Genomic DNA, 19,089 nt, shown 5'->3' on the forward strand with positions numbered 1-19,089 from the left:
GTTCTTGCGATGAACTGGATCGTCACCTGCCTCCTCGTCGCACTTGTCGTCTGGATGCTGCTCGCCGCGGGGACGCGTCCGGGCAAGATCTACGAATACCCGTTCCTGGCCGCGACGATGACGTTCTCGTTCATCCTGCCGCAGCTGCCGGGGCTGGCGAACGACCCTTTCCTGCCGCCGGGTTCGTATCAGACCACCATCATCTTCACGATCATGTGCATCGCCATGTGCCGGGTGGGATGGATGCCCAACCGGCCGGTGATGCGATCCTTCCAGTGGCGTTTCAGCGAGAAGCGGTTACTGGTCGTCGCGGGACTTTTGTCGGCAGTCGGCGCCTATTTCTACCACAAGCTCGCCGAGATTCCGATCGACGAAGCTGTGTACACCATGTTCTCCGGCGGGAACGTGGTGCTGTTCTTCTTCTCCAAGCTTCTGCGCTACGGCCTCTGTATCGCGCTGCTCTGCTTTTGCTTCCGGCCATCCTGGCCGGCGCTGATCATCGTCATGGTCGACACCATGTTCTACCTCGACCGCATCATCATGACCGGCAAGCGCAGCGAGACGACACAGCTGGTCCTGATGTTCGCCATGGCGGTCTGGTTCTATCGGCGCCGGTCCATTCCGCACATCCTGTTCCTGAGCTGGATCGTTGTGGGCACCGTGCTGGCGAGCGCGACGCACGACTATCGTGAGATGAGCCGTAAGACCAACGACAACCCGACCTTGTCGAGCCTGTCCGAGATATCACCGATCGCGAAATTCGAGCAGATGCTGTCCAAGGGCGGCCCGGAAGTGCGGAACGCCATCCTGCGGATCAACGCCATGGAGCGGAACACTGCGTTCGATTTCGGCACGATCCATTGGGACACCTTGGTCTGGAACTATGTCCCGCAGCAGTTGGTCGGCCCCGCGCTGAAGGAATCGCTGTATATCGGCATGGAAGAGGAGCAGATCGACCGTGGCTACGACCGGCCGACCGGCACGTCCGAGACTGGAATGACCGACGCCTTCGCGTCGTTCTGGTGGTTCGGTTCGATTAAGTTCTTTCTCCTCGCTTATTTCATGAGCCGCCTCTACGGCGCCGCCATGGCCGGCTACGCCGCGCCGCAGATGTTCTACATGCTGCTGGCGGTGCCTGCGATGAACTCGATCTCGCATTACACCCAATGGGTCCTGTCGGAATGGGTCCATGTCGCGGCATTCCTCATCCCGTGCCTGCTCTACGCCCGGATCCGCGCGCCATCCGCGCAGCCTGCGGCCGTCGCCGCGATCGTGAGAGCATCATGAAAAGCCTCGAGACATCGCAGCTGGAGCCGCTGCTCGGCGGCCCGACGTTCGCCTTGAGCGATCGGCTGCGACGCTTCGCCTGGTCGATCTGCTGGAGCCTTCTGGGCGCCTGGACGCCGCGGCCGTTCCACAGATGGCGGCGCCTGGTGCTGCTGGCCTTCGGGGCGCGGATCGATCCGACCGCACGGGTTTACGGCCAGACATCGATCTGGTGGCCGCCACATCTCATAGTGGGGCGGCATGCCGTCATCGCCCCGCGGGTGATCTGCTACAATGTGGCCCCGGTCACGATCGGCGACTTCGCCATTGTGTCTCAGGGCGCACATCTGTGCACCGGCACACACGACGTCGACGATCCGCGGTTTCCGCTGCGCGCGCGGTCGATCACCATCAGTCCCCAGGCCTGGGTGGCGGCCGAGGCCTTCGTCGGCCCCGGCGTGACTGTCGGTGAGGGCGCTGTGCTCGGGGCACGGGGCGTTGCCTTCCGGGACCTCGATCCCTGGACGATCCATGCCGGCAATCCCATCCGCCTCATCCGATCCCGGATGCGGTTTGCGCCGCCGGAGCGGCGTCGCAGCGGCCCGTCCCGGCCACGCGCCGGATCCTGAACCCAACCGTCGGCGAGGGCACCGTGCCGAACCTCTGGCAGACACTGGCGGACGATCTCGAGGCCAATACGGGCAGGAGAGGGTGGCTGCGCGGCGTACTGGCCTATCTCTACCATCCGGGCTTCTTCGCGATCGCAAATCATCGCATCTGCCACTGCCTGGTGAAGCTGGGGCGGACGGGGCGCGCGGCCGGAGCCATCCTGAACCGGCTGAGCATCTTCCTGACCCATTGTTATATCGAGCCCAGCGCGACGATCGGGCCGGGGCTCAGCCTGCCGCACGCGGTCGGGATTGTGATCGGGCACGGCGTCCGGGTCGGGAGCCGTGTGGTCCTTTACCAGAATGTCACTCTCGGGGCCGGAAAGCCGAATGGCAGCTCGTATCCGGTCATCGAGGACCAGGTCGTCATCTGCACCAACGCGGTCGTCATCGGCGACGTCACGATCGGCCGCGGCGCGTTGATCGGGGCCTTGTCGCTGGTGCGGTCCGACATCCCGGCCGGGTGCGTCGCCGCTGGCAACCCGGCGCGCGTGCTGCCATGCGGATCTGTCCTCTCCCGTGGCGAAGCGGTGCGCAGGGGGCTTCGGGCATGAAGAGTTGAGCCGGGCGGCATGACGGCTTGGCTCGCGCCGCTGCCGTCAGTTGCCGGCCCCAGGGCGTGTCGTCAAAGCAGGGGTGTCTTGAATGCGGTATTTTATAACCGGCACGGCCGGCTTCATCGGCTTCCACCTGGCCCGCCTGCTGCTCGCCGGGGGCGCTTTCGTCTTCGGCTATGACGGGATGACTCCCTATTACGATGTGAGCCTGAAGGAGCGGCGCCACGCCATCCTGGCCGAGAGTCCCCGGTTCCAGCCCGTGATCGGCCTGCTCGAGGATGCCGGTCGGCTCCGTCAGGCGGCCCGCGAGGCGGAGCCGGATGTGGTCATCCATCTGGCGGCGCAGGCCGGCGTCCGTTACAGCCTGGAGAATCCGAGAGCATACATCGATTCCAACCTCATCGGTTCTTTCAACCTGCTGGAAGTGGTGCGGGAACTCCAGATCCGGCATCTGATCGTAGCCTCCACCAGCTCGGTCTATGGCGCGAACGCGAAGATCCCGTTCACCGAGGCTGATGCTACCGACGAGCCGATGACGCTCTATGCCGCCTCCAAGAAGGCGGGGGAGGCCATGGCACATGCCTATTCGCACCTCCATGACATTCCGACCACCGTCGTGCGCTTCTTCACGGTCTACGGCCCCTGGGGGCGACCGGACATGGCGCTGTTCAAGTTCGTTTCAGCGGCCATGAAGGGAGAGGCGATCGACGTCTATGGCGAGGGCCAGATGGAGCGGGACTTCACCTATGTCGACGATCTCGTCGAAGCCCTGGCCCGCCTCGCCGACGTGGTGCCGGTAAAGGGAAGGCCCGTGGTCTTCGAGGGAGGCAGAGACAGCCTCTCGGCGGTCGCGCCGTTCCGGATCGTCAATATCGGTGGTGGGGCTCCGGTGGGGCTGCTGCCCTTCATCAACACGATCGAGCGTCACCTCGGAGGCCGCTTGGTCCGGCGCATGCTGCCAATGCAGCCGGGGGACGTCCCGAAGACCTTCGCCGCGCCCAATCTGCTCGAGGCGCTGACCGGCTACATCCCGCAAACCCGGGTGGACGCCGGCGTCAGCGCCTTCATCGACTGGTACCGAGAGTATCACGGAGGGCTGGAAGCAGTGCCGAAGAGCACGAAGGCTCGCCGTCGCCAGCCGACCAGGCGGTCGCTTCGTAAGCCTAGGGCACCGGTCTTGATATCGGTTGCGGCCGCGGTCGACACTGACGCGGCCTGAGGGCCGGTGTCCCGCCGGCGACGCTGGCGGGACATCGGCGTGCGCCCGGCAGCGCACGCCTTGTCATCCGCGAAGGCCCGGACAGGTCAGCCGGCGTCGACGATCTCCGGCTGCGCCTGAAGGCCGAGCAGCCAGCGATAGACATCCTCGAACTGTGATGCGACCACCGGCCAGGAGAATCGGCTCGCGACCAGGGCCCGTCCGCGCGCCCCCATCGCCTTGCGTTCGTCGTCGGTCATGCCCATCAGCCGCCGAAGCCCATCCGCGATCGCCGGCTCGTTCGGATCGATGGAGAGCGCGGCCCCGTGCTCAAAGCCTTCCGGCAGGTTGCACTGTGGGGTGAGGAGCGACGGCAGGCCGTGAGCCCACGCTTCCAGCGCCGCGTTCGGCATGCCTTCGCTGAAGGACGGCAGTATGAACGCATCGGCCGAGGCTAGGGTTGTCACCTTGTCCTCACCATAGAGCGGGCCGATAAAATGGACCGACTCGCCGACTCCGAGGGCCGAAGCCAGTGCCTGGAGCTCCGCGCAATAGGCTTCGGAGCCGGGGCCGACGAAAACGAGATGCCAGGGCGATTCCGACCGAGCTGCAGGGTCGAGAGTGGCCCAGGCCCGGATGAGCGGGGCCGGCCCCTTCTTGGGCGTCAGCCGGCCAAGATACAGCAGGATACGCGCATCCGCGGGCAGACGCGTCCTCCATTCAGATCGGAGCAGGGCTTGGTCAGGCAGCACGGCGCCATTCGGAACGCGGCAGATGGGTGCCGTCAGCCCAAGGGCCCGGATCGACTGAGCTTCCGATTCACACAGCGCGTGCAGGCAGGATGCCCCTCGCAGATGCGTGTCCTCGTACATGCGCATCGCGATCCGCTTCTTCCAGCCGCGGTTTGCCAAAGCCCAGGGATCGAGCATTCCGTGCGGGCTGACCAGGTAGGGCTTGCGGGTGCGCGCGGCCCATTGCTTCGCCACGATGGACGTGTACATCCATAGCCCGTGAACATGCAGCAGATCCGCATCGCTCTCGCGCAGCGCGGCCTGCAGGCTCCGGGAATAGCCGAAGCTGCGGGGACCCCGGACAGGCGACAGATGGATCGGAACGTCTCCCCACCCCTGTCGATCGGAGCCGGCGTCGCGCTCGAGCGCGAACACCCCGAGCGAGATCGCCTGTGACCGCCGCGTGGCCTCGCACAGCAGCCTGAGGGCTGTGGGTGGCCCGCCATCGGACAGGCAAACCGTCGGCATCAGATGGGCGATCTTGATCCGGCGCGAGGCCCGGTTGTGGCGCATGGTGGCGGATCGATCGGACTGGAGCTGGACGCGGTGCTGGAGCATGGGAAGCCTTCTAGAGAGCGCGGATGGTCGCTGCAGCGCGGGCCTGATCAAGTGCATCGCAGAGGCGGCGGCCATATGACGGCAAGTCGAAGTCCCGGGCCCGGAATCGGGCGTTGTACGACATCTCGAAGAGCTGGGCGCGGTCGTCGTGCAACAGCCGGAGGGCGTTCGTGATGGCCCCGGCGTCGCGGATGGGGACGATAAACCCGTCTATGCCGTCACGGACAACGCTGCCGGAATTGAGGGTAGTAACGACAGGCAGGCCAGCCGCCAGCGCCTCATAAATCACCGTAGCCGATCCCTCACACAGCGACGGCAGCAGGAAGACGTCGGCCCAGGCATATTGGGCGATGATCTCCAGCCGCGGGATGGGGCCGGTGAATTCGGCGACCCCGTCCAGGCCGGCGTGGGCCGCCGCCGGGGCTTTCCCGGATCCGACCATGCGAAAGACGGCTTGTCCCCGCATCTGCCTGGCCGCCTCCAGGATGTAGGGCGATCCTTTGCGAAGTCCCACCGTGCCAATGGTGAGGACCCGTAGCGGACCCTGCTGCCGATTGCGCACCGGGATCTGGAACCGCGTGTCGACGCCATAGGGAACGACGATGCAGCGATGGGCCGGACCGCCGCTGTCCGCCACCGTCTGCCGGACGAACTCGGACGGGCAGACGATCATGTCGGCCTCGGCCCACTCCGCCTTCTCGCGAGTGCCGAAGGCTTCCGCAGACGCCGTTGGCATGGCGGGTCTCTCCCAGTCCGGGAACCGCTCCTGCTCCTCCCACGCCAGGCGGTCGACGGTCTCCCGCGCGGCGATATTCTGCTCGACCGCCGTCCACAGGCCTCGGGACCGGGCCGCCTGGAGCTGCTCCAGGCACTCGCGGACGAAGCCGTAGAAACCGGTGGCCTCGCCGAAGCCATGGCGGACGACAAGCTCGGACAGGCGCCTCCCCGCATCCAGCGCCGCTTCCATCTCGTCGGAAGCCCCGTTGGCGCGCATGCGCCGCAGCGCATAGGACAAGCCGAGATTGGTGAAGCAGGTCATTCGCTGCGGCGGAATGCCCGATGGCTTTCGCCCGACGAGCCGTCGGACCCCTCGGGGCAGGAACCGAGGCGGAACATGTCCGGCGAGCCGGGGCCATCCTCTGATGGCGCAGATATCGGTGTAGAAATGCTCAAGCGCGCCATGCGCGTTCAGGATGCGTGGCACCGCATAGTCCATGCGGGCACCAAGCTGGCTGACGACCACTTGTTCCTTCACGGCCGGCTCCTCTCGTCTGCGGGAGCCTCGGCCTGCGGGAGCGCGCCGCCGACAGCGGCCAACGGCATGAACCGCGACAGGAGCTTGGTCCAGGCTGAGCATCCGCGGTCTTCGGTGTAATCGATCTCGAACAGACGCCGGGCATTGGTCGAGAGGCGGTCGAGTTGCTCGGGCGATTCTCGCATGTCCAGGATATGGCAGGCGAGTGCTTCGCTGTCGCCGATGGCGACCGCATGACCGCAGTCGTGTTGTTCCAGGATACCCCCGATCTCGCCCTTCGGATCGCCGATGAAGAGAGTCGGCCGGCCGGCGGCCAGGATGCCGTAGAACTTGCTCGGGATGACGAAGGGCTCGAGCGGAGGCAGAAGCGACACCAGGTGAGCATCGGCGACGCCGAGGCTTTCGGCCAGGAACTCGCGCGGCTGCAGCGGCTTCAGGATGATATTGTCAAGCCGCTGCGCCCGGATCTCGGCTTCGATGGCTGCTCGCTGGTGCCCCCCGCCGATGAACAGGAAACGGATGTCGTCGCGGTGCTTCAGCCGTGCCGCGGCGCCCAGGATAGTATCGAATTCGTGAGCCCGTCCGAAATTGCCGGAATAGCCGACGACGAAAGCTTCACCCAGCCCCCACTCCCGACGAAGCCGGTTCCGGCTCCGAGGGATCGGCTGGATGGCGGCGCCGTCCGACCAGTGGTGGACAACGGCGAGGCGCTCTTTGGGGATCCGGCGGTGCTCAAGAAACTGGGCCATCTGATCGATCGGAGCGACATTCCACAAGGCCCCGCGAAGCGACCAGTCGCGCGCGGCCAGCGCCAGCCGGGCGGCCGAGCCCCTCCTGACGACGGACAGCTCCAGCGCGACCTCGGGAAACAGGTCGTGAAGCCAGTTCACCATCTGGGCCCGCTTCAGCCTGAGGGGCAGGGCCAGGGTGACGGACAGCAGCGGCGGGTCGGTGCAGACCACGCAGACATCCCCCGCTTCCACGTTCCAGAGCACCCATAGCATCGCGCTGAGATGGAAGGTGATGTAGTCGAGCGCCCGGCCCCACAACCGGTCTCGGCCGAAGCCGGACGTCGGCATGCGGTGGATGGTGACGCCGTTCATCACCTCGCGGCCTGAAAGATGCCTGTCTCGGTTGTTGTGGAATTGCCTGCTGGCCAAGCCATGGACGGAAAACCCCCTCCGGGCGAGCGTGAAAGCAAGGCTGGACGTCATGCGGCTCGTCGCCGATTCATCCGGATATAAATAGCGGTTCGCCAGAATGATCTTCATCTCTCCGTCGCTCGCGGATCGTGGAGTGAATCGTCGGATTGCGAAACAATGATCGAGGTCGTCGACGAGACGCCGGCGACGGTGTCATCTCAGAAGGTGCAGGAGCGGCCCCCGTCGTTTGCGGAGGTATCGCGCTGATTCTATAGGCTGCTCGAACGTTATTTTGAGGAGACGCTGCCGGACTCAACAAGGGAGGCAAAGGCGGTATCGCGGCGAACCTTCAGCCTCCTGCCGTCGTAGGGGCGTGCCGACGAGTACGGAATTTGCCGCCGGCAGGACTATCCGGATGGATGAGCCGACTTCCGTGGCTGATCGCTTTTAGCGGCCGACCCTATCCCTCTTTGTCAACCTCTTGCCTGTCTGTGCGGGAGCTATGCTGATTTGAACTACCCTGTTAGTGGCCGGCCCAATTCAAAGCTCGGGTCTGAGAATACAGAACTTCGGGGCGCATAATATAGTAATGAACTAATAGGCTTGGAGCTTTTGCGACCTAATGGAGGCAGCAAGGGCGGAACAGGCCTTCTGACGCATCAGCGCTCTTCGCCTACACCCCACCACAAGTTTGGATGGCCTCTCGTCATGGATCAGCACGAAAACACCAGCCGCCGTGGCAACCCCAAAGGATCATGATTCCGTTCCTGGATCTGGCTGCGCAGCACCGCAGCATTGAGGCGGAGCTCGAGCGGGCGATGCTCGAGGTCATCAGAGGCGGCGACTATGCGGCGAATCCCGTCATCTCTGAATTCGAGGATGCCTTTGCTGCCTATTGCGGGGCGCGGGAGGCGATCGCCGTCAATGCCGGAGTCTCGGCGCTGCACCTGGCCCTCCTTGCGGCCGGCATCGGGCCGGGCGACGAGGTGGTGACGGTTCCAGCCGCCTTCGTCGCGGTGGTCGCGGCCATTCTCTATGCCGGGGCCAAGCCGATCCTCGTCGACGTTGATCCGCAGACCTGGACGATGGACCCCGCGGCGATCGAGGCGGTACTGACCCCGGCGACCAAGGCTATCGTGCCGGTTCATCTGCATGGCCGCATCGCCGACATGGAGCGGATTTTGCCGATCGCACGGCGTCATCGCCTGTGGGTGATCGAGGACGCATCGCAGGCGCACGGGGCGGAGCGCAACGGTTCTGCCGCGGGCACGTTCGGCGACATGGGATGCTTCAGCTTCTATCCCGGCAAGAACCTGTGGGGCTGCGGGGATGGCGGTGCGGTCGTTACGGATCGGGCGGACCTCGCCGAGTCGATCCGATGCCTGCGGGACATGGGCCAGATCAGCAGGCATAACCACGTCCGCCACGGCTTCAACTACCGCATGGACGCCATCCAGGCCGCATCCCTGGGCGTCAAGCTCCGCTATCTGGACGGATGGATCCGCTCCCGGCGGCATGTGGCGTCATTCTACGATCGGGTGTTCGCCGGAGCCCCAATCCAGGCGCAGGCGCCACCCGTCGGTGGAGAGCACGCCTACCAGATCTACGCCATCAGAATCGCCGAGCGGAATCTTGTGCGCGCGCGGCTGGCGCAGGCCGGCATCGGTTCCAGCATCCACTATCCGCTGCCCGTCCATCTCCAGCCGGCCTATGCGGGATTGGGCTATGGGCCCGGTCGGTTTCCCGTCTCCGAGGCCCTGTCGGCACAAACACTGTCGTTGCCGATCTATCCCGAATTGTCCGTCCCTGCGGTCGAGCGGATTGCCCAGACGGTGAACGAACTCAGCCGATCATGAGGCGTTGTGGCCAGGATAGGACTCCGAAGGGGGAGCATCCAATGGAGGAGTAAGGTCATGCCCTGCATAGGTAGAGGTTTTCGCCTTTTGTATAGGATGCCGATCGGCGCCTAAAAATTTAAATTATAGATAGAATTGTCGACAGAAGCTTGCCCTCTTATAGGATATTTGGAGTGCATGATGCCAGAGAAGGTGGCCTTGATTATTGGAGTTACTGGTCAGGATGGCGCGTATCTGGCAGAACTTCTTCTTTCCAAAAATTATATCGTCCATGGAATCAAGCGACGGTCCTCGTCCTTCAACACTCAAAGGATTGATCATCTCTACCAGGATCCGCACGGTGATGCAGTGCGCTTCCATGTCCATTACGGTGATCTCACCGACTCGACCAACCTTTGCCGCATCATCCAGGACGTGATGCCCGATGAGATCTATAATCTCGGCGCGCAGAGCCATGTGCAGGTCAGCTTTGAGACTCCGGAGTACACCTCCAACGCCGACGCCCTCGGCACGATGCGGCTGCTGGAGGCACTGCGGATCCTCAAGCTCGGTGACCAGTGCCGGTTCTACCAGGCATCGACGTCCGAGTTGTTCGGGCGGGTCCAGGCGGTTCCTCAGGACGAGCGGACGCCATTCTATCCCCGCAGCCCCTACGCGATCGCCAAGCTCTACGCCTACTGGATGACCGTCAACTATCGCGAGGCGTACGGCTTTCACGCATCGAACGGAATCCTGTTCAACCATGAGAGCCCGATCCGGGGAGAGACCTTCGTCACCCGCAAGATCACCCGCGCGGTGGCGGCAATCGAGCGAGGCCTCCAGACAAGCCTGTATCTAGGCAATCTGGATGCGCAGCGCGACTGGGGCCATGCGCGCGATTATGTCGACGGGATGTGGCGGATCGTCCAACAAGACGTGCCGGACGATTACGTGCTTGCCACGGGGGAGACCCACACCGTGCGGGAGTTCGTCGAACTCGCCTTCCGTGTTGCGGGCCGGGACATCGAATGGGCTGGAACAGGTGTCGACGAGAAAGGGCTGGACGCCAGGACCGGCGCGCCGCTGATCGAGATCGATCCCCGCTACTTCCGACCGACCGAGGTCGACCTCCTGCTCGGCAATCCGGCTAAAGCCCGGGAGAAGCTCGGCTGGAGCCACACCACTTCCTTTCCCGACCTGGTCGCCGAGATGGTGAATTCGGATCTGGTGGCTGTGATGCGCGAGGCCGGACGCAATGACCGCTATGAATGACGACATCAGGCGACGGCCCCTTGATCTGCGCGGCAAGCGCGTCTGGGTCAGTGGCCACCGGGGTATGGTGGGATCGGCTCTGGTCCGCCGTCTTGCGCGGGAGGGCTGCGCCTTGCTCTTCGTCGACCGGACGGAGGTCGACCTGACCGACCAGGCTGCCACCGAGGCCTGGATGCGACGGGAACGGCCGGAGATCATCTTCGCTGCGGCGGCAAGGGTGGGCGGGATCGTCGCCAATGCGACCTACCCGGCGGAGTTCCTTTACGAGAACCTGATGATTGGCGCCAACGTGATCCACACGGCCTATCGCATCGGTGTCGAAAAGCTGCTGTATCTGGGGTCCAGCTGCATCTATCCCCGGGACACGGCCCAGCCGATCCGCGAAGAGCAGCTCCTCACCGGTGCCCTTGAGAAGACCAACGAGCCTTATGCCATCGCCAAGATCGCCGGGGTGAAGATGGTGGAATGTTACGCCCGGCAGTATGGATGCCGGTTCATCTCAGCGATGCCGACCAACCTGTACGGTCCCAACGACAATTTCGATCTGGAGACTTCCCATGTCCTGCCGGCGCTGATCCGTCGGATCCACGAGGCGAAGGTCCAGCGCCAACCGAATGTCGGGATCTGGGGGTCGGGACGGCCGCGCCGTGAGTTCCTGCATGTCGATGATCTCGCCGATGCCTGTGTCATCGCCATGCAACGCCATGAGGATCCCGTGCCGATCAATATCGGGACGGGATCCGACATTTCCATCGCCGACCTTGCCCTGACCATCGCCAAGGTGGTCGGTTACGAGGGAACGTTCGCCTTCGACAGCAGCCGGCCGGATGGCACGCCGCGGAAGCTGCTCGACATCGGGCGCATCGCGCATCTTGGCTGGCGAGCCGGAACGGACCTGGAAAGTGGAATACGGAGCACCTATCGCTGGTGGCTCGAGGAGACACGTCAGGACGCCGGCGCTGTAGGCTGTGAAGTGGAGGTGGAGCTGTCGCGTTCGGCGTCATCCGCCCTGTCGTTCGGCTAATCCCGGTTGGGCTACTTTAGGCTCGGCGGCTAAGTAGGACTTGACACCGGTGCATACAAGTAGATCTTAATTTATAATAAGTATGAAGAAAATTAGATGCATGCGCACAAATTGGTCCGAAGCGGATGGTAGGTGGCGCCATGTCAGTTTTCGAGGAGACCGATGATGGCCATCTTCAACCTTCGGCCGGGGTTGCAGCATGTCGGGAGGTTGGCTGGGTGGATGCCTCCGATCGCGGTGAGGGCCTGTCCCGCGGAAGATCGGGTGAAGCGGAGTCGTGGGGGCCGATGAGAGGATCTCATGGGTTCCTACGAAAATCGCTCATATTTTGGGAAGAGGCATGGGAGTTGATTGATTTCGATGCAATGATGAAATCAGAGTTCGATGGCAAATATAAATATGAAAGCAATTGAAAGCGCTTTTTTATTGAAGATTGGCCGATACTTTTCTCCGTCGCCATCTGAGATCGCTGCGCTACAAAAGATTGTAATCGAGAATAATAAGTATATGGCAAGAGTTGAGTTGATAGAATATTATGAAAATTATGAATCAGTATTTATCTTAAATGAAGGTTGGGGATATTCTTTTAAGGATCTGTCGAATGGGCAGAGGCAAGTTATAGATTTTATATTGCCGGGAGATATTTTTGGTCTGCAAGGAATTTTTCTGAACGGGGCCGGCCTTGGCTTCGCCAGCATTACGCCGGTGGATGCTGCAACGGTCTCGCCGCAATCGCTGCTTGCAATGTCCGCGCGGTGGCCGCGCCTGGGTGGAGCAATCCTCTGGAGCGCCAGCCTCCAGGGTTCCATCGCGGCAGAGCGTCTGGTCGCACTCGGACGCAGATCCGCCGCGGGCCGCATGGCTCACCTTCTTCTCGAACTGTCCGTCCGGCTCGAATTGATCGGCCAGGGCAACTCAGCCGGGTTCTTCTGCCCGCTCACACAGCACGACCTTGCCAATGCGCTTGGACTGACGTCCGTCCATGTCAATCGCGTCCTGCGGCACCTGCGCCAGCTCGGGCTCGTCGTCTTCCGAAACTCGGAAGTCGAGTTTCTCAACCGGCAAGGGCTCATCGATATCGCCCACTTCGATGCCGCCTATCTCGGCCGGGGCCGTGAGGCGTCGCGCAAGATCTTCGGCAATTGAATGGGAAAGGGCGCCTGGCGCCGTGTTGGATGACCTGCGGCGTCCCTGCAAATGGGGAGTTCGTTGATGAAGCACCACCACCCGATCGAGCCGGTCGAGAATGTCCTCGTCACAGGAGGGGCGGGCTTCGTCGGAAGCCATGTCGCCTGGCTGCTCTGTGAGTTAGGTTTCCGGGTGACCGTCGTCGATGATCTCTCGACCGGGCATCGCGCAGCCGTCCCGCCCACCGCGTCCTTTGTCCTCGCCGACCTCCGGCAGGTCGGCACGATCAACCAGGTGTTCGCGGAGCGACAATATGATGCGGTCATGCACTTCGCCGCCCGGACCCTGGTGGGTGAATCGAACACGCGTCCGATCGATTATGTGCGTGACAATGTCGGCACGCTTTGTAACGTCCTGCAGGCTGCGATCGACCATGGCACGCGCAGCTTCATCCTGTCGTCGACCGCCAGCATATTCGAGAGCCGGGATGGCTCGGACATCGATGAGAATCAAGTCGTCTCGCCCGGCAACCCATATGGCGAATCCAAGCGTATGTGCGAGCGGGTCCTGTTCTGGGCCGAGCGCAGCCATGGGATCCGCACAGCCGTCTTGAGGTATTTCAATGCGGCCGGCGCCAAGCCGGGTGGGGATCTCGGGGAAGACCACCGCCCCGAGACGCATCTTATCCCGCTGGTTCTCCAGGTGGCGCAGGGGCGCCGGCCGCATATCGACATTTTCGGGAACGACTACCCGACGCGGGACGGAACCTGCGTCCGGGACTACGTCCATGTCCTCGACCTCGCCGATGCGCATGTCAGGACCCTGATCGCGCTCCGATCGTCCGGGGCACTCGCATACAATGTCGGATCGGGCGCGGGGTACAGCGTTCGTCAGATCGTCGCGGCCGCCGAGCGGGTAACGGGCCGCCCCATCCCAACGATCATGCGGCCGCGACGCATGGGGGATCCGGCCGCCCTGGTGGCGAATTCTGGGAAGCTGCGGCGCGAATTGGGCTGGAAGCCCTTGCACAGCGATCTGCAGACGATCATCCGGACGGCATGGATCTGGCATTCCCGCCATCCGGGCGGCTTCGGATCCTCCTGCCTCCCGTTCCCGCCGGGTGCCGGAAGCCCGTCGGCAGTCGATCCGCCGGCGGCGCAGCCGTCGGACTAAACTGAACCGGGTTCCGACCCTACCCCTTCGGGTCGGGACCCGCCATCGATCGGTCAATGGCGCGGGCGCGCGGATGTCCAAAGTGGGGCGTGCCCATCCTCAGTTTGCGCGGCCGTTGGCACGATAGACGGGTTGGCAGCATCCGCAGCCCCATTTTTGCATATGTTGAGAAGACCTGTCGGCGCGGATGGCCCCAAAGGAGTACATTTCGCCTAATTCAGGTTAATTCCCAAAGAGGGCAAAACGGATATTATCCTTATCGATGATCCTGGGCTCGGGTGTATTCGACCCGTGGATAGGATCCTCCAATTTATACCAAAGCGACATGCAGGTTTAATGGAGAGTTCGGAAGTTTTTCCTTCTCTCTCCTGAGAAATCGAAGGGGGGTTGGAAGAATTGCTCCGGAGCAACAAGCAGTAATTTGCATAAAAATTGATGCAATGTCGCTCTGACGAACGGAGATGGCTTCTACAGAGGGAAATAATATGTCTTACAATCTGCAATTTTCTGCCGATGGCGCTGCAAAGAACTATATCGAGGCGGCCGAGGCAAGTTCAAAACTATATGACTTCCCCGACGCGAGCGATTTCAAGTCCAGGTCCTCGGATGACAGAGTGTCTATCGAGAGCAACGGCAATATGCATCTGGCGGTGATCGACTATAGGAAACTTGAGCTGGAATGCCTTACCCGGGGATTTAGATCCCGAAACGCGAATATCGAGGCATCTGCCTTCTCGGACATAGACGGATGGCGGAACACCGCGGACATCCACGACCAGGTGTCAGCGATCCTGTTCAACATCGGGTGGAGGAATGCAGCCGACCAGGATGTGGTGGATGCGGTGAAGTCCCTCGCAACGGACTTTCCGGGAATTCCCACGATCGTCATCGGTGACGTGGAAGACATGGCTCATGTCATGAAGATCCTGGAGTACGGAGCTCGAGGTTACATCCCAACCAGCGTGGGGCTAGACGTCGCCATCGAGGCGGTCCGCCTGGCACGGGCGGGCGGAATATTCGTTCCAGCAAGCAGCCTTGCCTCCTTCCGGCAGCATTTGTCCGGAGAAAAGCCGCATCAGAGCAATGCGATGGACGGCTTGTTCACGGCGCGTCAGGCGGCAGTAGCCGACGCGCTGCGTCGAGGCAAGGCGAACAAGATTATCGCCTATGAACTTAATCTTTGCGAGAGCACGGTAAAGGTACATATCAGAAATATTATGAAGAAACTAAAAGCCAAGAACAGAACCGAGGTTGCTTATAAGATAAACGATATGATGCCAAGAGGATCCGGTCCGGACCGATCCGTGTGCTGAGGGTAGACTCTATAATATTGCAATCTGGATGGTGCTGCCGTGATAGAGATCGTGAATGGCTCTGGGCATCATATGCGGGGTCTGCAGGACTATCTGCGCATATTGCGTAGACGGAAGCTGGCGGTTTGGATCTCGGTGGGGGCCGCCACGGCTATCGCAGGTTTTCTCTACCTGCAGGCGGAACCCCGTTACGTCGCGGAGGTCGTCATCGCGCTCGATGCGCGTCGAGTCCAGATTCTGCCAGCCGATGCAGTGATTTCTCCCATGCCGCAAGACAGTCCGGTTCTTCGGACCGAACTGGACGTCATCGCATCTCGCACGATGGCCGAACGCGTTGCCGGTATTCTCGAGCGCAGGGGATACGCGCCCGGGGACATCGCGCCGCCTCTGGCTGAAACCTTTCGACAGAGGATCGAGCGGTGGATCGGGAACGGCTGGGATACGGTGGTCGGGTCGGCTTCGCCGGAGCCGCCCGCGGCGCTATCCGATGCGGGAGCGGGGGCGCCGAAACCTGATGTGATCGGTCGTCTGCTCGAAAACCTCCAGGTGAGCAATGACGGTCGTTCCTACACGATCTTCATCTCCTATTCGGCCGGGGATCCGGAATTCGCCGCAGAGGCTGCCAACGCGTTCGGCGAAGCCTATCTGTCCTACCAAGCCTCGGTCCAGTCCGAGGCCACGCGACAGGCGAGCGAATGGCTCGGAGCGAAGCTCGACGACCTGCGGCAACGGCTCGAAGTCTCCGAGGCCGCGGCCGAGCGCTTCCGACGCGACGCCGGGCTCATCGAGTCCGACGGCACGACGCTTGAGACGCAGCGGATCAATGCCCTCAACATTGAGCTCGTCCAGGCCCGTTCCAGCCGTGCCGATGCCGAGGCCCGCCTCGACACCGCGAAGGCCCTCTCGCAAAATGAGGGCGGTCTGGACAATTTCGCGCAGGTCCTGGGTTCGGCCACGATCCAGGCCCTTCGGACCGAACAGGCGAAGCTCGAGCGCAGCCTGTCCGAACTGCAGGACACGGGCGCGGTGAAGAGCAGCCAGCTGCCGTCCCTTGAGTCGCAGCTGGCTTCGCTCAGGCAGCAGATCGCGGCCGAAGTGCAGCGCGTGCTCAAGAGCCTAGACAATGAGCTCGATGTCGCCCGGCGCAAGGAAAGCGCGTTGCAGGCCGCGTTCCATGAGGCCGAGGCCGATCTGACCAACACCAGCGACGCTCGGGTGCAGTTGAACCAGCTCGAGCGCGAGGCGACTGCCGACCGCACAATCTACGAGACTTACCTCAACCGTTATAAGCAGACGATCGAGCAGCAAGGCTACGCCGTTCGTGAGGCCCGCATGGTCTCCGAGGCCGAACCGCCATCTGTGCCGGCAAGCCCGAAACTGGTTCCCTATGCCGGGCTGGGCCTGCTGGCCGGCCTCGGCCTTGGCTTCGGCCTCGCGCTGCTGCGCGAGAATCTCGACGACCGGGTCCGCTCCCCGGAGGATCTGGAGCAGGCGATCGGCATTCCCGTGATGGATCTCGTCCCCCGGATTCAGAAGGGGAGGCGAGCGACACCGGTGTCCGCCTTCGTGCTGGATCAGCCACGGTCCGCCTTCAGCGAGGCCATCCGCACGCTACGATCGACGCTCCAGCTGGCGCCGGCAACCCGGCGCGCCCAGGTCCTGATGTTCACATCGGTCCATGCCGGCGAGGGTAAGACCAGCCTGGCGGTCTCGATTGCGCGCTCGGCGGCCCGAGCAGGGCTCAAGACGCTCGTCGTCGACGCCGATCTGCGCAAACCCGCGATAGCGGCCCAGTTCGGGTCTTCCGCGGCCCCGCCGGAGCCCAAGGCTGCCGGCTGCTCGGAGGCATTGGAGGAAGTGATCCAGATCGATCCGCGATCCCAGGCTCATTTCATCGCCCCGGCACTGCTCGGAGAGTCCCTCGATTGCATCTTTGGCGGCGGCAGTCTGCGGGAGGCGCTCTCGAAGCTGAGGAAGCGATACGATCTCATCATTCTCGACACCGCCCCGGCCTCGACATCCACCGACGCGGCCCAGATGGGGGCCTTGGCGGACGCAACCATCTTGGTCGTGCGCTGGGGCCGGACGAACAAGGAAGATGTCGCCACCTCCATCAGGCAGCTCGCCTTCCGCGGCGTCACGGTCTCTGGCGTTATCCTCAACGACGTCCCCGCAGGCCGGCAGACACGCTACGAGCCCAACTCCCTCACCATCGCGGCATGGTCTCCGGAAATCAATCAACCGCCCCCGCCCGATTTGCGCGGCAAGGGTATCGAGCTCGTGAAGGAAGCCTAGAGGGACGGACCATGACCATCGATCTCTGGACGTTGATGCCGGCGTATCCCCGTGAGGCCGCCGGCCCGCGCAGAGCGCACCGCGGTCTTCCCGCTCTGGTCGCAGGGCTGTTGTGGATGGCGGCCGCGCCCCCGGCCGTGGCGGGCGACGGGGCCTACCACATCGGCCCTGGCGACACCCTGATGATCTCGGTCTTTGGGCAGGAGACCTTGACGGGGCGGTTCCGCGTCGGCCCCGACGGGATGATCGGCTATCCGCTTCTCGGCGAGGTCGATGTCGGCGGGCTCAGCACGAGCGAGATCGCCAAGCGGATCGGAGCCGAGCTGGAGGAGCACGTCCCCGAGGGCAAGGCCATCAGCGTGTCGATCGAGGAGTACGCGCCGGTGTTCGTCCTGGGAGAGATTGAGAAACCGGGACCCTACCCTTATCGGCCAGGCATGATCGCGCTGGAGCTCCTCGCGGTGGGAGGCGGGCTGAAGCAGCCGACCCTGGCCACGGACAACAGCCGGCTCCAGCTCATCTCGACGGCGCAGGACTATACCGACGCTCAGCTTCAGCGCTTCTCTCTCCAGGTGCGCCGCGCCCGGCTCGAGGCCGAGATGGACGGGGCCGAGGATTTCGCCTTCGCCCTGCCGGCGCATGACGATGTTCAGGATGTCGACGCGCTGAACCGGATCGTGGAGAGCGAAAGGAAGCTGTTCAGCGTCCGCAAGCAATCCATGGAGAGCCAGGACCGAGCGATGCTGGCCCAGCGCGCCAGCTACGAGCAGGAGATCACGACGCTGGAACAGGCCATCAAGCTGCACGGTGACGAACTCGCCCTGCTGGCCGAGGACGTGAAGGCGATGCAAACCCTGGCCGACCAGAAGCTCACCCAATTAACGCGGCTGCGCGAGACACAGCGCAGCTATTCGGTGGCCCAGCGCGACATGCTGGAGCAGCAATCCTATCTCGCGCGGGCGCATCAGAACCTGCTGGACATCGAGCAGCGCCGTGTCGAGCTGCGGAGCAAGCAGAGCGATGAGGATGCCACCGGCATCCGCGAGGCGGATCTCGAGATCGCTCGCAGCGACCAGAAGATAGCCTCGATCCTCACCACCCTGGAGGAGATGAAGAGACAGGCGACGGTCGCTTCCGAGTCCGTCGCCACCTTGACGACGACCTATGCCATCACCCGTCTGGTGGATGGCCAGTACCAGGAGATCACCGCCGATGAAAGGACGGAGATCAAGCCGGGGGATATCCTACGGGCCACCCAAAAGATCAAGCTGCGCGGCCCGCAACTTACCCTCAACTGATCGCCGCCGCGTGGGTGGACGCGCCGGGGGCCGTGCCGCCGGCGCGTCATTCGTAAAGGAGTCCTATTCGACGGTCACGCTCTTGGCCAGGTTGCGGGGCTGGTCGACGTCGGTGCCCCTGACCACGGCGGTGTGATAGGCCAAGAGCTGCACCGGCACGGCGTAGAGGATCGGCGCCACGAAGGGGTCGACGCTGGGCAGGTCGATCGCCGCCACCGGGCCCGGCCCCAGCCTCTCGATGCCCTCGCGGTCGGAGAAGAGGATCACCTTGCCGCCGCGCGCCATCACCTCCTGCACATTCGACACGGTCTTGTCG

Annotated in this window: 16 protein-coding genes and 1 pseudogene; 13 read left to right on the forward strand and 4 right to left on the reverse strand. The window is 63.2% G+C overall.

Annotated elements, in window-relative coordinates; translation table 11 throughout:
• The first annotated feature begins 9 nt into the window (after positions 1-9).
• From AB4112_RS24860 to AB4112_RS24875, 4 genes are all read left to right on the forward strand, one after another.
• On the forward strand, positions 10-1,287 hold the full coding sequence (locus AB4112_RS24860) for a hypothetical protein (protein ID WP_309792214.1): 1,278 nt from the start codon (positions 10-12) through the stop codon (positions 1,285-1,287).
• Complete coding sequence (locus AB4112_RS24865; RefSeq protein ID WP_309792215.1) at positions 1,284-1,895, forward strand: hypothetical protein; 612 nt, start codon at positions 1,284-1,286, stop codon at positions 1,893-1,895. Before AB4112_RS24860 ends, AB4112_RS24865 begins: the two co-directional genes overlap by 4 nt.
• A 23-nt stretch (positions 1,896-1,918) precedes the next feature.
• Positions 1,919-2,488, forward strand: a complete 570-nt coding sequence (locus tag AB4112_RS24870) for a serine O-acetyltransferase (protein ID WP_309792216.1) — start codon at positions 1,919-1,921, stop codon at positions 2,486-2,488.
• Between the two features lie 91 nt (positions 2,489-2,579).
• Positions 2,580-3,710 carry an NAD-dependent epimerase/dehydratase family protein gene (locus AB4112_RS24875; protein ID WP_309792217.1) on the forward strand — a complete coding sequence of 377 codons (1,131 nt, stop codon included), beginning with the start codon at positions 2,580-2,582 and terminating at the stop codon, positions 3,708-3,710.
• 86 nt (positions 3,711-3,796) lie between these two features.
• Here AB4112_RS24875 and AB4112_RS24880 read toward each other — a convergent pair whose 3' ends face one another.
• From AB4112_RS24880 to AB4112_RS24890, 3 genes are read right to left on the reverse strand one after another with little or no spacing between them, the layout of a single operon-like run.
• Positions 3,797-5,038 (reverse strand): glycosyltransferase, encoded by a 1,242-nt coding sequence (locus tag AB4112_RS24880; RefSeq protein WP_441723585.1) that lies wholly within the window; start codon positions 5,036-5,038, stop codon positions 3,797-3,799.
• Positions 5,039-5,048: 10 nt separating this feature from the next.
• Positions 5,049-6,293: a glycosyltransferase family 4 protein gene (locus tag AB4112_RS24885; RefSeq protein ID WP_441723587.1), complete on the reverse strand. Its 1,245-nt coding sequence runs from the start codon at positions 6,291-6,293 to the stop codon at positions 5,049-5,051.
• Positions 6,290-7,564 (reverse strand): glycosyltransferase family 4 protein, encoded by a 1,275-nt coding sequence (locus tag AB4112_RS24890; protein WP_441723589.1) that lies wholly within the window; start codon positions 7,562-7,564, stop codon positions 6,290-6,292. Before AB4112_RS24890 ends, AB4112_RS24885 begins: the two co-directional genes overlap by 4 nt.
• Positions 7,565-8,190: 626 nt before the next feature.
• Between AB4112_RS24890 and AB4112_RS24895 the strand changes: the two genes are divergently transcribed.
• The 9 genes from AB4112_RS24895 to AB4112_RS24935 all read left to right on the forward strand — a co-directional run bounded on the left by AB4112_RS24895 (position 8,191) and on the right by AB4112_RS24935 (position 18,773).
• Entirely contained in the window at positions 8,191-9,291 is a 1,101-nt protein-coding gene (locus AB4112_RS24895) for a DegT/DnrJ/EryC1/StrS family aminotransferase (protein WP_441723591.1), read from the forward strand.
• 180 nt (positions 9,292-9,471) lie between these two features.
• A complete protein-coding gene (gene gmd / locus AB4112_RS24900) occupies positions 9,472-10,542 on the forward strand; it encodes a GDP-mannose 4,6-dehydratase (RefSeq protein WP_309792247.1) in 1,071 nt (356 codons plus the stop codon).
• Complete coding sequence (locus AB4112_RS24905; RefSeq protein WP_309792222.1) at positions 10,535-11,566, forward strand: GDP-L-fucose synthase family protein; 1,032 nt, start codon at positions 10,535-10,537, stop codon at positions 11,564-11,566. Before gmd ends, AB4112_RS24905 begins: the two co-directional genes overlap by 8 nt.
• 140 nt (positions 11,567-11,706) lie before the next feature.
• Positions 11,707-11,979 (forward strand): hypothetical protein, encoded by a 273-nt coding sequence (locus AB4112_RS24910; RefSeq protein ID WP_309792223.1) that lies wholly within the window; start codon positions 11,707-11,709, stop codon positions 11,977-11,979.
• On the forward strand, positions 11,966-12,712 hold the full coding sequence (locus tag AB4112_RS24915; protein ID WP_309792224.1) for a Crp/Fnr family transcriptional regulator: 747 nt from the start codon (positions 11,966-11,968) through the stop codon (positions 12,710-12,712). Before AB4112_RS24910 ends, AB4112_RS24915 begins: the two co-directional genes overlap by 14 nt.
• A 66-nt stretch (positions 12,713-12,778) precedes the next feature.
• A complete protein-coding gene (gene galE / locus AB4112_RS24920; protein WP_309792225.1) occupies positions 12,779-13,867 on the forward strand; it encodes a UDP-glucose 4-epimerase GalE in 1,089 nt (362 codons plus the stop codon).
• 485 nt (positions 13,868-14,352) lie between these two features.
• Complete coding sequence (locus AB4112_RS24925) at positions 14,353-15,180, forward strand: response regulator transcription factor (protein WP_309792226.1); 828 nt, start codon at positions 14,353-14,355, stop codon at positions 15,178-15,180.
• Between the two features lie 39 nt (positions 15,181-15,219).
• Positions 15,220-17,475 carry a GumC family protein gene (locus tag AB4112_RS24930; RefSeq protein ID WP_309792227.1) on the forward strand — a complete coding sequence of 752 codons (2,256 nt, stop codon included), beginning with the start codon at positions 15,220-15,222 and terminating at the stop codon, positions 17,473-17,475.
• 11 nt (positions 17,476-17,486) lie between these two features.
• The gene (locus AB4112_RS24935) at positions 17,487-18,773 is read left to right on the forward strand and encodes a polysaccharide biosynthesis/export family protein (protein WP_441723595.1); all 1,287 of its coding nucleotides are present in this window, start codon (positions 17,487-17,489) and stop codon (positions 18,771-18,773) included.
• Positions 18,774-18,836: 63 nt separating this feature from the next.
• Here the strand turns inward: AB4112_RS24935 and AB4112_RS24940 are convergent.
• Positions 18,837-19,089 (reverse strand): annotated as a pseudogene (locus tag AB4112_RS24940) (glutamine--fructose-6-phosphate transaminase (isomerizing)); the annotation flags it as partial.

This window comes from Inquilinus sp. 2KB_23, from assembly GCF_052115705.1.
GTDB classification, from domain to species: Bacteria; Pseudomonadota; Alphaproteobacteria; order DSM-16000; family Inquilinaceae; genus Inquilinus; species Inquilinus ginsengisoli_A.

Excerpts from the sequence above, each read along its gene's own strand:
- AB4112_RS24915 (WP_309792224.1), top strand. The coding sequence starts at position 11,966 with ATGAAAGCAATTGAAAGCGCTTTTTTATTGAAGATTGGCCGATACTTT.
- AB4112_RS24905 (WP_309792222.1), top strand. The coding sequence starts at position 10,535 with ATGAATGACGACATCAGGCGACGGCCCCTTGATCTGCGCGGCAAGCGC.
- AB4112_RS24910 (WP_309792223.1), top strand. The coding sequence starts at position 11,707 with ATGTCAGTTTTCGAGGAGACCGATGATGGCCATCTTCAACCTTCGGCC.
- gmd (WP_309792247.1), top strand. The coding sequence starts at position 9,472 with ATGCCAGAGAAGGTGGCCTTGATTATTGGAGTTACTGGTCAGGATGGC.
- AB4112_RS24865 (WP_309792215.1), top strand. The coding sequence starts at position 1,284 with ATGAAAAGCCTCGAGACATCGCAGCTGGAGCCGCTGCTCGGCGGCCCG.
- galE (WP_309792225.1), top strand. The coding sequence starts at position 12,779 with ATGAAGCACCACCACCCGATCGAGCCGGTCGAGAATGTCCTCGTCACA.
- AB4112_RS24895 (WP_441723591.1), top strand. The coding sequence starts at position 8,191 with ATGATTCCGTTCCTGGATCTGGCTGCGCAGCACCGCAGCATTGAGGCG.
- AB4112_RS24925 (WP_309792226.1), top strand. The coding sequence starts at position 14,353 with ATGTCTTACAATCTGCAATTTTCTGCCGATGGCGCTGCAAAGAACTAT.
- AB4112_RS24890 (WP_441723589.1), bottom strand. The coding sequence starts at position 7,564 with ATGAAGATCATTCTGGCGAACCGCTATTTATATCCGGATGAATCGGCG.
- AB4112_RS24875 (WP_309792217.1), top strand. The coding sequence starts at position 2,580 with ATGCGGTATTTTATAACCGGCACGGCCGGCTTCATCGGCTTCCACCTG.
- AB4112_RS24860 (WP_309792214.1), top strand. The coding sequence starts at position 10 with ATGAACTGGATCGTCACCTGCCTCCTCGTCGCACTTGTCGTCTGGATG.
- AB4112_RS24935 (WP_441723595.1), top strand. The coding sequence starts at position 17,487 with ATGACCATCGATCTCTGGACGTTGATGCCGGCGTATCCCCGTGAGGCC.
- AB4112_RS24880 (WP_441723585.1), bottom strand. The coding sequence starts at position 5,038 with ATGCTCCAGCACCGCGTCCAGCTCCAGTCCGATCGATCCGCCACCATG.